The following is a 13,464-nucleotide window of genomic DNA, read 5'->3' as shown; positions in this document are numbered from 1 at the left end:
ATCGGGACACGGACGAAGCCGTCGGCGCGTTCCGGTCCGTCCCGAGCGCCACCACGAGCGAGGAAACCGCGCGATGCACCAGCCAGAACCCGACGTCGGAACCCGGGTCCTGCACCTCACCCAGCCTGTGGACGGCGGCGTCGCCCGCGTCGTCACCGATCTGACGCGAGCTCAGCTCGCGGCCGGGCTCCACGTCACCGTGGCCTGCCCCGACGGCCCCTTCGCCGACGGGCTGGGCGCCCTCGGCGCGCAGGTGCGGCGCTGGGAGGCGACCCGGTCCCCCGGGCCCTCGCTGCCGGGTGAGGTACGACGGCTCGTACGCCTGCTCGACCAGGTACGCCCCGCACTGGTGCACGCCCACAGTGCGAAGGCGGGACTGGCCGGCCGGCTCGCCGTGCGGGGGCGGATCCCGACCGTGTTCCAGCCGCACGCCTGGTCGTTCGAGGCGGTCGGCGGGGCCACCGCCGCGCTCGCCCTGCAGTGGGAGCGGTTCGGGGCGCGCTGGGCCGGCCGCCTGGTGTGCGTGAGCGAGGCCGAGCGCGCGACCGGGCTCGGCGCGGGGATCACCGGCCGGTGGAGCGTCGTGCCCAACGGCGTCGACACCGAGCGGTTCCGGCCCGGTGCCGCCGACGCCGTACGCGCCGCCCTCCTGCCGGAGGTCGACCCGGCCGCACCGCTCGCGGTGTGCGTCGGGCGGCTGTGCCGGCAGAAGGGGCAGGACCTCCTGCTCGAGGCGTGGGAGGACGTCGTACGGCAGGTGCCCGGGGCGCGGCTGGTGCTCGTCGGGGACGGTCCCGACGCGCAGCGGCTGCGGGCCGGGGCGCCGCGGTCGGTGGTGTTCGCGGGGGCCGTCGAGGACACCGCCCCCTGGTACCGGGCCGCCGACCTGGTGGTGCTGCCCTCCCGCTGGGAGGGCATGGCGCTGGCCCCGCTGGAGGCGCTGGCCTGCGGGCGGCCGGTGGTGGTGACCGAGGTGGACGGCGCCCGGGAGAGCCTGCCGGCCGCGCTCGCCCCCCGCTGTCTGGTGCCCGCCGGTGATCCCGCGGCGCTGTCCCGGGCCGTCGCCGCGCTGCTGTCCGACGCGCCCCTTCGGGCCTCCCTCGGCGAGCGGGGGCGCCGTCACGTCCTGTCCACACACGATGTGCGGCACATGGCGGCCGCGGTCGCGGACGTGTACCGCGACCTGCTTTGTCCCAGGCCCGCGCCCCGGGTCGTGCCCACCGACTCCAGGGAGTCCATCCACCCGTGACTGCGGAAAGTACTGCGGAATCGACTGTCCCCCCGCCCGGCGTCCAGGGCGGCTACCCACCCCTGTCGGTCATCCCCCGGCCGGAGAGCACCGGCGCGGGCCTGAGGTTCCCGGCCCGGCGGCCTCCGGTCCGGGCGACCGCGCCCCCGCTGCTGCTGCTCGCCGACGGTCTCGCCGCGGTCGCGGGCGGGGCGGTGCTGCTCGGCGCGGGCCATCACCGTGCCCTGATGGCCGTGCTGGCGGCCCTGGCCTTAGCGGTCCGGCCCCGGCGGCAGCCACCCGTCCCCGGTGTGCTGGACGAGCTGCCCACCGTCTGCGGCCGGATCACCGTGGCGTGGCTGGCGCTCGGGGCGCTGGCCGCGGCCTGGCACCCGGGTCACGCGCTCACCGCGGCCACCCTGGCCACCGGCTTCGCCGTACAGTCCCTGACCGCCTGCGCGGGCCGGGCGCTGGTCCATCTGCGCCGCCGCCGGGCGATGCTCCGGCATCCGCGCGCCGCGCTGGTCATCGGGCCCGCCGCGACCGCCCAGCGGGTGGCCGCCGCGCTGCTGCGCCATCCGCGCTGCGGGGTGCGGCCGGTGGGCGTGGTCGCGGAGCGGCCGGACGGCCCCGACGGGCTGCCGGTGCTGACGACCGGCCAGGAGGTGCAGCGGGCCCTCATCCAGAACGGCGTCCGGGACGTCCTGTGCGTCCACCCCGCCGTCCGCTCCAAGCAGGGCCCGCTGCTGCGGGCGCTCACCGCTTCCGGTTGCACGGTGTGGGAGGTCGACGCCGACTCGCCCTCGTACACCGGCCGGGAGCGGCTCGCCGGGTTCGCCTGCCGGCGGCTGGACCTGGGGTCCGGGCGGCGGGGCAGCCTCGGCAAGCGGCTGCTCGACGTCCTGGTGTCGGGGACGCTGCTGCTGCTGATCAGCCCGCTGCTGCTGGTGTGCGCGGCGGTGCTGCGGTGCACCGACGGGCCGGGGGTGGTCTTCCGCCAGGAGCGCATCGGCAAGGACGGGCTGCCGTTCACGCTGCTGAAGTTCCGCACCCTGCGGCCGGTCGACGAGCACGAGTCCGCGACCCGCTGGAGCGTGGCCGGGGAGGTGCGGATGAGCCGGTTCTGCCGGTTCCTGCGCAAGACCTCGCTGGACGAGCTGCTCCAGCTGTGGAACGTGCTGCGGGGCGACATGAGCCTGGTCGGACCGCGTCCCGAACGGCCCTTCTTCGTCGGTCAGTTCAGCCAGACCTACCCCGGTTACGCGGCCCGGCACCGGATGCGGGCCGGCATCACCGGGCTCGCCCAGGTGTACGGGCTGCGCGGCGACACCTCGATCGAGGACCGGGCGCGCTTCGACAACGCGTACATCGACAACTGGTCGCTGTGGCAGGACGTGTGCATCCTGGTGCGCACCGCGGCCTCGCTCGTGCGACCGACCGGGAGCTGAGCCCGACCATGACGCATGTGCTGCCGCTGCCGGGTGCCGCCCGGTCCGTGTCGCCGGTGCTGCCGGTCGTCGCGGTGATCGCCCTGCTGGCCCTGCCCGTCTCGCCCGGCGGGGAGGGCGGCGCCGGGCCGGCGGACGCGGTCTCCGCGCTCGTCGTGCTGTTCTGCCTGGTCCGGCTGGTACGGCGGCGGCGGCGCCCCTTGTCCCGTACGGCCGCCGTGGTGCTGGGGCTGCCGGTGGCGGGGCTCGCGCTCGCCGCGGCGGGCGCGTCCTCGCCGGGCGCGGGGCTGACCGGCCTCGGCCGCTATCTGCAGGTGTTCGTGCTGGTCCCGGCGGCGGTGCTGCTGCTCGTCCGGGACCGGCGCGATCTGCGGGTGCTGGCCTGGGCGTTCGTGGCGCTGGCGGGCTGGCAGGGCGCGGTGGGCGTCCATCAGTTCGTCACCGGGACCGGTGCCTCGTACCAGGGCGAGATGATCCGCGCGGTCGGCACGTTCGGGCCGCAGGACGTGATGGGCATGGCGACGGTGGTGTCCTTCGGGCTGGTCTGCGCGGTGGGGCTGGCACTGGGCCGGGCGTGCGTACGGCAACGGACGGTCGCCGCGCTGGCCGCGCTCGCCCTGTGCGTACCGCTGGCGCTCTCCTTCAGCAGGGGCGCCTGGATCGCGACCGCGGTGACCTGCTCGGTGCAGCTGGTGCTGGCCGGGCCGGTGCGGGCGCTGAAGGTGGGGGCGGTCGGGGTCGCGGCCGGGGTGGTGCTGGTCGGCGGCTTCGGGGTGGGCTCGGCGATGCTCCAGGAGCGGGTCGGCAGCATCACGCGGGTCACGGACGCGCCGGACCAGTCGGTCACCGACCGGTACACCATGTGGGCGGCCGCGGTCGGGATGTGGCGTGAGCATCCGCTGACCGGGGTCGGGCTGAAGGGCTTCCCCGAGCACCGCGACGCGCACGCCTCGCTGGCGCTGTCCTCCGGCAGCGACACGGACGGCGCGGGCTCCGGTTTCGTACGGCAGCCGCTGCTGTCCCCGCACAACATGTATCTGCTGATCCTCAGCGAGCAGGGGCTGATCGGGCTGCTGGCCCTGGCGGGAGGCTGGTCGGCCCTGCTCGTGCTCGCCCTGCGCGGCCTGCTCAGGGTCCGCCGCGCCGGCCCCGGCCTGGACTGCGCCCTCACCGCGTGCGGCCTGCTGGTCTGGCAGCTCGTCGACTTCATGTACGCCGACATCGGCGGCCCCTCGACCGTCCTGACGGCCGTGGTCCTCGGCCTGGTGGCGTGGTGGGCCCTGACGGGGGGAGGAACCGCTGCCGAGACGCGGGACCCGCGAACCGGAGGAACCACGGCCGGGACGCAGGACCCGCGCGGACCGGCGCGGGTGCCCCTCGTCGGGGAGGGCCTGACGCGTGGGCTGGTGCGGCGCGTGGGGGAAGGCGCGGCGGGGGCGCGGGGCGCGGGTGCCGGGGAGGGCGGGGCGTGAGGGTGTCGTCCTCTCGGGGGGGCCGGCGGGCAGGCCGGTCCGGTGGTGGCGGTGCGGTCCTGCCCGCGGCGCGGGGAGCCCTGGAGAGCGGGGCGGAGCCGGGCGGCGGTGGGTCCGCCGGGCTCCCCCCTGCCTCCGGGGGGTTTCTCGCCAGGGCGGCGTTCGTCACCGCCGTGCTCTCGGTCGCCGGGTCGCTGCTCGGGCTGGTCCGGGACCAGGCGCTGGCGCGGCTGTTCGGGGCGGGCAGCGACACGGACGCCTTCCTCGTCGCCTGGACGGTCCCGGAGTTCGCGGCCACCCTGCTGATCGAGGACGGGCTGGCGTTCGCGCTGATCCCCGCGTTCAGCATGGCGCTGGCCCGGCGCGCCCAGGGCGCCCCCGGCGATCCGGTCCGGGCGCTGGTCGCGGGCACGCTCCCGCGGCTGTCGCTGGCGTTCGTCGCGATCGGTGCCCTGCTCGCCGGTGTCGCCCCGCACCTGGTCGGCGTCCTCGCCCCGGGGCTGCCCGACCCGGCGCTCGCCGTGGACTGCACCCGGCTCACCGCGACCTGTGCGGTGAGCTTCGGCCTCGCCGGGTACTGCAGCGCCGCGCTGCGCGCGCACCGGCGGTTCGTGGCGCCCGCGGCCATCTACGTGGCGTACAACGTCGGCATCGTCGGCGGGATGTTCGCGCTCGGCGGACGGTGGGGGGTGCGCTCGGCGGCGGCCGGGGTGGCGGTCGGCGGGGTACTCATGGTTCTCGTACAACTCCCTTCGCTGGTACGGCAGTTGAGGAAGGGGGCGGTGGCCCGGGAGGGCGCCGGGGAGGAGCCCCGGCCGCTGGACACCGCGCTGCTGACCACCGTGCTGCTGTTCGCCCTGTGCCGGCAGTCGCAGGTGCTCATCGAGCGGTTCCTCGCCTCGAACCTGCCCGCCGGGGCGATCTCGCACCTCAACTACGCGCAGAAGGTCGCGCAGATGCCGATGATCCTGTCGGTGATGGTCTGCACGGTCACCTTCCCGGTGGTCGCGCGCGCCCTGGCCGAGGGGGACACCGAGCGGGCCCGGACCCGGGTGGAGCGGGACCTGTCGCTGGCCGCGTGCATCGTGCTGCTGGGCACCGCCGCCGTGGTGGCCTGCGCCCCGCAGATCATCGAGATCCTCTTCCAGCGGGGCGCGTTCACCGCACGGGACACCGCGGCCACGGCCGGCGTGATGCGGGTGTACGCGCTCGGGCTGCTCGGCCAGACCCTCACCGGCGTCCTGGTCCGCTCCTACTTCTCGGGCGGCCGCGGCCGCTGGTACCCGGTGGGCGCGATGGCCACGGGGATCGTGGTGACGTCCGGCGTCGGCGCGCTGACCGTCGGCCCCTGGGGGGTGTACGGGATCGCCGTCGCCAACGCGGCCGGCATCACCGTCACCGCGACGGTCCTGCTGGCCGGGACGGGGCCGCGCAGCGTCCCGTTGCGCACCCGGGCCGTGCTGCTCGAACTCGGCCGCCCGGTGCTCGCCGCGCTGTTCGCGACCGTGGCGGGCCTCCTCGTCACCGCCCGCTGTCCGGGCACCCTCACCGGGCTCGTCGCCGGAGCCCTCACCGTGACCGCCGTCTTCGTCCTGCTGGGCCGGGCCCTGGGTGTCCAGGGCGTGGCCCGCGCACTCCGCACCGTACGTTCCGCGACCCGGAGGCTCGCCCATGGCCGCTCCTGACACCACCAGACGCAGCTCCGTCCCCTGGGTGGCGATGTACCACTCGGTGACAGAGGACCGCGCCGACGACCCGTACCGCGTCACCGTCACTCCCGAGCGGCTGGACCGGCAGCTCGCCTGGCTGGCCCGGCGGGGCCTGAGGGGCGTCTCCATGGCCGGACTGCTCGCCGCGCCCGACCCCGGCGGGCTCGTCGGCCTCACCTTCGACGACGGGTACGCCGACTTCCTCACCCACGCCCTGCCCGTCCTGCGCCGCCACCGCTGCACGGCCACCCTGTTCGTGCTGCCCGGCCGGCTCGGCGGCGACAACGCCTGGGACCCGCTCGGCCCGCGCAGACCGCTGCTCACCGCCGACGGCATCCGGCAGGCCGCCGCCGAGGGCGTCGAGATCGGCTCGCACGGCCTCACCCACCTCGACCTGACCCGCGCCGACGACCTCACCCTGAAGGCGGAGACCGCCGGCAGCCGCGACGCCCTCGCCGGCCTGCTGGGCACGGCGCCCGCCGGCTTCTGCTACCCCTACGGCACGATCGACCGGCGGGCCGTGGAGGCCGTACGGGACGCCGGATACCGCTACGCCTGCGCGATCGACCCCGGCCCGCTCACCGGCCCGTACGCCTTCCCGCGCGTCCACGTCGGCCAGAACGACACCTCCGCGCGCCTCTTCCTCAAGTACCGGCTGCATCCGCTGCGCCGCCGCCGGGTCGAGGCGACGCGGTGAGGGTCCTGCACGTCATCACGGGCCTCGGCGTGGGTGGCGCCGAGCAGCAACTGCGGCTGCTGCTGCCGCACCTGCCGGCCGACTGCGAGGTCGTGACGCTGACGAACCCGGGCGCGGTCGCCGAGGGGCTGCGGGCCGACGGGGTCCGGGTCGTCGACCTCGGGATGCGCGGCAACCGCGACCTGGCGGCGCTGCCCCGCCTGGTGCGGATCATCCGCGCCGGCCGCTACGACCTCGTCCACACCCATCTGTACCGGGCCTGCGTCTACGGCCGCCCGGCCGCCCGGCTCGCCGGGGTGCGGGCCGTCGTCGCCACCGAACACTCCCTGGGCGGGACCCAGTTGGAGGGCCGTCGGCTGACCGCCGGGGTCCGAGCGCTGTATCTCGCCAGTGAGCGGCTCGGCCGCGCCACGGTCGCGGTCTCCCCCGCCGTCGCCGGAAGGCTGCGCGGCTGGGGCGTGGCGAACACCCGGATCGCGGTGGTGCCCAACGGCATCGACCTGGCCCGCTTCCGCTTCGACGCGGCCGCCCGCGAGCGGGCGCGCCGGCAGCTCGGCCTGCCGCCGGACGCGTACGTCGTCGGCGGCATCGGCCGGCTGACCGCGGGCAAACGCTTCGACATCGCCGTCCAGGCCCTCTCCCGGCTCCCCGCCGACTGCCGGCTGCTGCTGGTCGGCGACGGCCCCGAGGCGGAGCCGCTGCGCCGCCTCGCCCGGCGCACGGGGGTCGGGGACCGGGTCCTGCTCACCGGCGAACGCCCCTACGTCCCCGACGGCACCCCCGGCCCCGATCTGCCGTCCCTGGTCTGCGCGATGGACGTGCTCGTCTCGCCGTCCCCCGAGGAGACCTTCGGGCTCGCCGTGGTCGAGGCGCTGGCCTGCGGGCTGCCCGTGCGCTACGCCTCCTGCCCCGCCCTCGACGGCCTCACCGCCCCCGGCGCCCACCGGGTCACCGGCGGCACCGAGGCGTTCGTCCGCGCGCTCACCGAGGCCCGCGCCGCGCCCCCCGGGCCGCGCACCGCGCCCGACGCGGCCCACCGCTACGACATCGCCCGCAGCGCCGGCCGGCTCATGGACGTGTACACGGCCGCCGTCACCGGACGGCCGCTGCCGCCCCCCGCCTCCTCCGCCGCTTCCCCGACCTCTCAGGGAGTCAGTTCCGCATGACCGAGCACCACCGCCGCCGACCCTCCGCCCTGCGCCGCGCCAGGACACTCCCGCCGTGGTCCCTGCTGGCCGCCGGGGTCGTCACCGGCGGTCTGGCCGGCGGCGCGTACGGCGCCCTCACCCCGCCCGAGTACACGGCCACCGCCTATGTCGTCGCCGTCCCCACCGAGAAGTCCGACCCGGCGTCCGCGCTGGGCTTCGCACAGGCCTACGGGCGGGTCGCCACCCAGCTCGCGGTGCTCGGGGACGCCGAGTCGGCGGCGGGCGTGCCGGCCCGCACGCTGCAGCGCCATGTGACGACGGCGACCTCGCCGGACGCGCCGATGGTCTCCGTCACGGCCACCGCCCCGCGCGCCGCGCTGGCCGCCGCCATGGCCAACGCGGTGTCCCGCTCGCTGACCGAGCACGCGCTGAGCACCCGGAAGACCACCAACGTCGAGCTCCAGCAGTTCGCCCGCGCGGTCGAGCCCACCGACCCGTCCTCGCCGTCCCCGGCACTGACCTCCCTGGTGGGGGCGAGCGCGGGCGGGCTGCTCGGCGGGCTGGCGGTGCTGGTACGGCCGCGACGGGAGCGGGAGACGCCGGGCGCCCCGACCGCCGTACCGGCCCCGGCCGCGCGGGACGACGTCCTGCACGGAGCGCTGTGAAACCGCCGTACACCGCCGCGCGCGCCGCCGGCCGCGGCACGGGCCGCAGCACCGGGCTCGTCACCGAACTCATCACCGAGGAGCGGGACTTCGCCCGGCTCGCACCCGCCTGGGACCGCCTCTACCGGCGGTGCGCGAGCGCCACCCCGTTCCAGAGCCACGCCTGGCTGCACTCCTGGTGGCTGTCGTACGGCACACCCGGCCGGCTGCGGCTGCTCGTGGTCCGCGACGGCGCCGAACTCCTCGCCGTCGCCCCGCTGACGGCCGTCCGCCGCCCGGTGCCCTCGCTGGTCCCGCTCGGCGGGGCGATCTCCGACTACGCCGACGTCCTCGTTGACGACGGGCACGGCGAGCGGGCCGTCACCGCGCTCACCGAAGGCCTCGCGGCGGCCGCCCGCACGGCCCTCGTCGACTTCCGCGAGGTCCGGCCGGGCGGCGCGGTCGAGCAGGTCTACGAGCGCTGGCGCGGGCCGCGCCGACGGGTGGGCGACTCGCTCTGCCTGGAGTTGCCGGCCCTGCCCATGGACGGGCTGGTCGCCCGGCTGCCGGCGGCGAAGGCCCAGCGGGTGCGGGCCAAGCTGCGCAAGCTGACCGCGCTCGGCGTCCAGCGGCACGCGGTACGGCCCGAGGAGGTGGACGCGGCGCTGCACCGGCTCCTGGACCTGCACCGGTTGCAGTGGCAGGGCCGCAAGGTGACCGGTGAGCATCTGCGGCCGCGCTTCCGCGAGCATCTGGTGCGCTCGGTCGGGCCGATGGTGCGCTCGGGCAACGCGGTGGTCACCGAGTTCCGGCTGGACGACGACGTGGTCGCCGTCGATCTGACCCTGCTGTCGCACCGGCTGGCGGGCGGGTACCTCTACGGCGCCCATCCCCGGCTGCGGGAGCGCAAGGCGGACGTGGCGGTGATGCTGCTCGACGCGTGCGCCGAGCACACCCGGGACGGGGGGCGGGCCGCGCTGAGCCTGCTGCGCGGCGACGAGCCGTACAAGCATCACTGGCGGCCCGACCCGGTCGTCAACCAGCGGCTGCTGCTGGCCCGGCGGCGGACCGCCCCGCTGCTGCTGGCAGTCGTCTGTGACGTGGCCGCCCGCCGCCGGGGCAAGGAACTGCTGCTGCGCCGGGAGCGGCGAAAGGGGCGCGCCGGTGACGGGGGGAGCTGACGGGGACCCGCCCGCCGGGGTGGGGTCAGCGGGCGGGCGACCACCAGCCGAGCCGCAGACAGAGCCGGCCGCCGAGCCGGCTCTCCAGCCAGGACCCGAGCGCGATCGGCGTGCAGTCGTCCCGGCGCTGGGGGGACGCGGAGGACCCACCGGTCTCGGGGGACTCGGGGGGTTCAGGGGACTCGGGGGACAGCAGGGAGCGGTAGACCGCGGACGACCGGGGGTTCCTGCGGCACTGCCACACCCCGTGCGGGCAGTAGTCGGTCAGCGTGTTGTAGAGGGCTCCGTGCCGGTCCATCCAGTCGAGCATGCGGCGCATGTACTCGGCGTTGTCGCCGTTGCGGAACAGGCCCCATTCGGGATACGAGACGGGCTTGCCGTGCGCCCGGGCGAAGTCGACGTGTTCCTGGAGGCCGAGCGGCTCGGACACCTGCTCGTCGAAGGAGAGCCCGCTCGGCTGGTCGTAGGCGTCCATGCCGATGATGTCGACCGTGTCGTCCCCGGGATAGCACTCCGTCCACGGCACGGCGTCCTTGCCGCGGGTGGGCGCGAAGTCGAACCGGAACCGCTGGCCCGGCACCGCGCGCACGGCGGTGACGATCCGGTTCCAGTACGCCTTCCAGGCCTGCGGGTCCGGGCCGCAGCGGTGGGTGTACGTGGTGCCGTTCATCTCCCAGCCGAGCACGATCACGGTGTCCGGCACCCCGAGCGCGACCAGCCGCTCGGCGAGGGCGCGGAAGTGGTGGTCGAACTCCCCGGCCGCGCCCCGCTGCAGCAGATCGCGGACCTCGGGGTCGGAGACGCCCTCCTCGTTGCGTTCCAGCATGGGCACGTTGAGGACGAGCATCCGGTCGTCCTTCTCCCGCCGCCAGTGCGCCCACACGTCGAGGAAGCCGGGCGGGCCCTCGATGTTCCGCCACTGGTCCCCCGGCAGATAGGTGTGCCCGACCCGCAGCTCTGCCCCGCCCAGCCAGGCGCTGAGCTGGGCGATCCGGGCCACCCCGCGCGCTCCGAAGTCGAGGTAGGCCCCGAAGGCGGGGGTGGGGGCCGGGGCGGGAGCGGTCGAAGGGGTGGAGGCGGGGGCGGTCGGCTGAAGCGGGGACGGAGAGGCGGGGGACGCGGACTCGGTGACCGCCGGGTCGGGGGGCGTGGTCACCGCGGCCGGGGCGGGGGGTGCGGTGTCCGCGGTCTGGGCGGCCGGGGCGGTGGGAGGTTCCGGCTGGGTGCCGAGGTCCTGCGGGGGTGCCGCCTGATCGGTCCGCGCCGGTGCCGTGCTCGGCACCGGCGCGGGGTCGGCGACGGCTGGTCCGGGGCCGGACGCCAGGACCATCGACACCGCGGCCGCCGCCGTGGCGACGGCGAGCGCCGGCCGCCGGGACCGGGCGCGTCGCTGCTGTGAGGCCATGCCGGCTCCGTCCTCCCCGCCGGGGATGAATATGGACTACTAATACGTAGTCATATGAAAGTCACACAAAAAGATGTGCCGCCACCGCTGTTACGGCTCTCGAGTGCTCTCGCTCGCCCGAACCGGTGACCCGGCCCCACCACAGGAGCGCGATGCCCGTGTCACTGCTCGACCCCCGCGTCCCCGCCGTACTGCTGCGGATCGACCGGAACCCCTTTCACCACGGAACCCTCGGCGCCGTACGCTCGCTCGGCCGGGCCGGGATCGAGGTGCACGTGGTCGCCGAAGCGACGGGAAGCCCCGTGGCCAGATCCCGATTCGTACGCCGGCTGCACCCCCCGCCGCCGCCCGGCGCCGCGCCCGCCGACATCGCCTCCGCCCTGCTGCGCGTGGCCGCCCGCATCGAACGGCCCGCCGTGCTGATTCCCATGGACGACGCGGGCGCGGTCGCCGTGGCCCGGCTGCGCGAGGAACTGGCGCCCGCCCTCTTACTGCCGCAGCAGCCCGGCGCGCTGCCCGAACAGGTCGCGGACAAGGCCGAGTTGGCGGCACTGTGCGCCGCGGCCGACGTACCGCACCCCGAGACGGCCGTCCCCGACAGCGCCGAGCAGGCCGCCCGGGCCGCCGGGCGCCTCGGACTGCCGCTGGTGGCGAAGTGGAGCCGGCCCTGGCTGCTGCCGGCCGGCAGCGGACTGCGCAGCACGGTCGTCGTGCGCTCCGCCCGGGACGCGCGCGAGCTGTATCTGCGCGCCGAGGAGGCCGGCAGCCGGCTGCTGCTCCAGGCCTTCCTGCCGCCGGGCCCGGACCGGGACTGGTTCTTCCACGGGTACGCCGACCGCAGCGGCGCGCTGCACGGCGGCGGGACGGGGCGCAAGCTGTGCGCCTGGCCGCGCGGGGCCGGACTGACGGCGGTGGGTGAGTGGACCGGGAACCCTGACATCGGCACGCTCGCCGAACGGCTCGTCGACACGCTCGGCTACCGCGGCGTCCTCGACCTGGACTTCCGCCGGTGCGGCCGTACCGGTGCCTATCACCTGCTCGACTTCAACCCCCGTCCCGGAGCGCAGTTCCGGCTCTTCGCCGACGCCGCCGGACTGGACGTCGTACGCGCCCAGCACCTGGATCTGACCGACCGGCCGCTGCCGGCCGGGGAGCCGCTGCCGGGGCGGACCTTCGTGGTCGAGAACTACGCCCCGCTCGCCGCGCTGCGTCCGGCCCCGCACGGCCGTGAGCTGGCCTGGTACGCCGGGGACGACCCCGCCCCCGGACGGGCGATGCGGCGGCTGTGGTGCGCCCATGTCACCCGGCGGCTGCGGGACCGCATCCCCCGCTCCGGCCCGCCGGGCCCCCGCACGGCCGCGCTGCTCGGCCGCGTGCCTCCGGCCGGGCCGCCGTCCTCCGCGGAACAGGCGGACGAGGAGAAGGCGGGCAGCCGCTGACGGGTGTACGGGGCTCCGTGCGGCGCGGGTGCCGGGCGCGCGGGGCGTCCGGCACCCGGCGCGGTCACCGGCGGGAGGCGGTCCGGCCTCGCCGGTACAGGACGGCGCCGCCCGCGATCAGCGCGGCGCTGACACCGGTGGCCGCCAGCATCGCCTCACTGCCGGTGTGGGACAGCTCCGGCGGCTTGTGGGGCGGGTAGGTGTGCTCCGGCGGGGTGGTGTGCGGGGGGTGGGTGTGGGTCGGTGGGGGCGTGTACGGGGGCTTGGTGTGCGGGGGCTTGGTGTGCGGGGGGTGCGTGCCGTGGCTGTCGTCGTCGTGGCCCTGGCCGTAGCCGGAGCCGCCGTTGCCGTGGTCGCCGTAGCCGGAGTCGTGACTGGGCTTGCCGTGGCCGGGCTTGCCGTGGTCACCGTGGCCGGGCTTCTCGTGGCTCGGCTTGCCGTGATCCGGCTTCTCGTGACCGCCCTGGCTCGGGCTCTCGTCACCGCCGTAACCGGGCTTGTCGTAACCGGGCTTGTCGTGCCCAGGCTTGTCGTGCCCAGGCTTGTCGTGCCCAGGCTTGTCGTGCCCCGGCTTCTCGTGATCCGGCTTCTCGTGACCGCCCTGGCTCGGGCTCTCGTCACCGCTGTAACCGGGCTTGTCGTGCCCGGGCTTCTCGTAACCGGGCTTCTCATGCCCCGGCTTCTCGTAACCGGGCTTCTCATGACCGGGCTTCCCGTGCCCCGGCTTCTCATGGCCCGGCTTCTCATGGCCCGGCTTCTCGGAGCTGCCGTAGTCGGAGTCCTCGTCGCCGTAGCCTCCGTGGGCGGCTTCCTGGTCGCCGGACGACGACGTCTCGTGGGTGTGGCTCGTGGGGTCGGCCGCCTGGGGCGCGTCGGGGCTGCTCGACACCACGCCCGGCGCACTCGTGGCCGTACCGTCCTCGTGCGTGTCCGCGACGGCGGTGCCTCCGCACAGGTACAGGATGCTCGTCGCGGCGGCGGCCGCGACCATCCCCTTTCTCAGGGTCTGTCGCACTCTCATTGTCTTCCTGCTCGAAGAAGTGGGAAAAGCCGGCCCCGGAACGCGTGGAAGCTGTCCCGGGACCGGCCTCGG

11 protein-coding genes are annotated in these 13,464 nt (G+C 75.9%); 9 read left to right on the top strand and 2 right to left on the bottom strand.

Annotation, left to right across the window (positions count from 1 at the left end; genetic code table 11):
- The first annotated feature begins 73 nt into the window (after window positions 1-73).
- The 8 genes from U5640_RS29200 (at window position 74) to U5640_RS29165 (ending at window position 9,527) form a co-directional block, all read left to right on the top strand.
- Window positions 74-1,249 (top strand): glycosyltransferase, encoded by a 1,176-nt coding sequence (locus U5640_RS29200; RefSeq protein WP_340379004.1) that lies wholly within the window; start codon window positions 74-76, stop codon window positions 1,247-1,249.
- Window positions 1,246-2,676, top strand: coding sequence for an exopolysaccharide biosynthesis polyprenyl glycosylphosphotransferase (locus U5640_RS29195; RefSeq protein ID WP_340379002.1), 1,431 nt, complete (start codon window positions 1,246-1,248; stop codon window positions 2,674-2,676). The genes U5640_RS29200 and U5640_RS29195 overlap by 4 nt, the downstream gene beginning before the upstream one ends.
- Before the next feature lie 8 nt (window positions 2,677-2,684).
- Window positions 2,685-4,148, top strand: coding sequence for an O-antigen ligase family protein (locus tag U5640_RS29190; protein ID WP_340379000.1), 1,464 nt, complete (start codon window positions 2,685-2,687; stop codon window positions 4,146-4,148).
- Window positions 4,149-4,321: 173 nt separating this feature from the next.
- A complete protein-coding gene (murJ, locus tag U5640_RS29185; protein ID WP_340378998.1) occupies window positions 4,322-5,833 on the top strand; it encodes a murein biosynthesis integral membrane protein MurJ in 1,512 nt (503 codons plus the stop codon).
- Window positions 5,820-6,554 carry a polysaccharide deacetylase family protein gene (locus U5640_RS29180; protein ID WP_340378996.1) on the top strand — a complete coding sequence of 245 codons (735 nt, stop codon included), beginning with the start codon at window positions 5,820-5,822 and terminating at the stop codon, window positions 6,552-6,554. The genes murJ and U5640_RS29180 overlap by 14 nt, the downstream gene beginning before the upstream one ends.
- The gene (locus U5640_RS29175) at window positions 6,551-7,720 is read left to right on the top strand and encodes a glycosyltransferase (protein ID WP_340378994.1); all 1,170 of its coding nucleotides are present in this window, start codon (window positions 6,551-6,553) and stop codon (window positions 7,718-7,720) included. Before U5640_RS29180 ends, U5640_RS29175 begins: the two co-directional genes overlap by 4 nt.
- Window positions 7,717-8,367 (top strand): lipopolysaccharide biosynthesis protein, encoded by a 651-nt coding sequence (locus U5640_RS29170; protein WP_340378992.1) that lies wholly within the window; start codon window positions 7,717-7,719, stop codon window positions 8,365-8,367. Before U5640_RS29175 ends, U5640_RS29170 begins: the two co-directional genes overlap by 4 nt.
- A gap of 71 nt (window positions 8,368-8,438) precedes the next feature.
- Window positions 8,439-9,527 carry a GNAT family N-acetyltransferase gene (locus U5640_RS29165; protein ID WP_340385403.1) on the top strand — a complete coding sequence of 363 codons (1,089 nt, stop codon included), beginning with the start codon at window positions 8,439-8,441 and terminating at the stop codon, window positions 9,525-9,527.
- Window positions 9,528-9,552: 25 nt separating this feature from the next.
- Here the strand turns inward: U5640_RS29165 and U5640_RS29160 are convergent, their stop codons facing one another.
- Entirely contained in the window at window positions 9,553-10,932 is a 1,380-nt protein-coding gene (locus tag U5640_RS29160) for a glycosyl hydrolase (protein WP_340378990.1), read from the bottom strand.
- Window positions 10,933-11,084: 152 nt separating this feature from the next.
- Between U5640_RS29160 and U5640_RS29155 the strand changes: the two genes are divergently transcribed.
- Window positions 11,085-12,371 carry an ATP-grasp domain-containing protein gene (locus tag U5640_RS29155; protein WP_340378988.1) on the top strand — a complete coding sequence of 429 codons (1,287 nt, stop codon included), beginning with the start codon at window positions 11,085-11,087 and terminating at the stop codon, window positions 12,369-12,371.
- 64 nt (window positions 12,372-12,435) lie between these two features.
- Here U5640_RS29155 and U5640_RS29150 read toward each other — a convergent pair whose 3' ends face one another.
- Window positions 12,436-13,386 (bottom strand): hypothetical protein, encoded by a 951-nt coding sequence (locus U5640_RS29150; RefSeq protein WP_340378986.1) that lies wholly within the window; start codon window positions 13,384-13,386, stop codon window positions 12,436-12,438.
- Between the last annotated feature and the right edge of the window lie 78 nt (window positions 13,387-13,464).

Origin of the sequence: Streptomyces sp. SS7, from assembly GCF_037993025.1 — a bacterium.
Taxonomy (GTDB): Bacteria; Actinomycetota; Actinomycetes; order Streptomycetales; family Streptomycetaceae; genus Streptomyces.
Note: the sequence above shows the minus strand (reverse complement) of the source record. Positions and strands in the feature narration are given on the sequence as shown.

Bases quoted from the DNA above. Each gene is read 5' to 3' on its own strand.
- U5640_RS29170 (WP_340378992.1), top strand. From the start codon at position 7,717: ATGACCGAGCACCACCGCCGCCGACCCTCCGCCCTGCGCCGCGCCAGG.
- U5640_RS29180 (WP_340378996.1), top strand. From the start codon at position 5,820: ATGGCCGCTCCTGACACCACCAGACGCAGCTCCGTCCCCTGGGTGGCG.
- U5640_RS29155 (WP_340378988.1), top strand. From the start codon at position 11,085: ATGCCCGTGTCACTGCTCGACCCCCGCGTCCCCGCCGTACTGCTGCGG.
- U5640_RS29160 (WP_340378990.1), bottom strand. From the start codon at position 10,932: ATGGCCTCACAGCAGCGACGCGCCCGGTCCCGGCGGCCGGCGCTCGCC.
- U5640_RS29190 (WP_340379000.1), top strand. From the start codon at position 2,685: ATGACGCATGTGCTGCCGCTGCCGGGTGCCGCCCGGTCCGTGTCGCCG.
- U5640_RS29200 (WP_340379004.1), top strand. From the start codon at position 74: ATGCACCAGCCAGAACCCGACGTCGGAACCCGGGTCCTGCACCTCACC.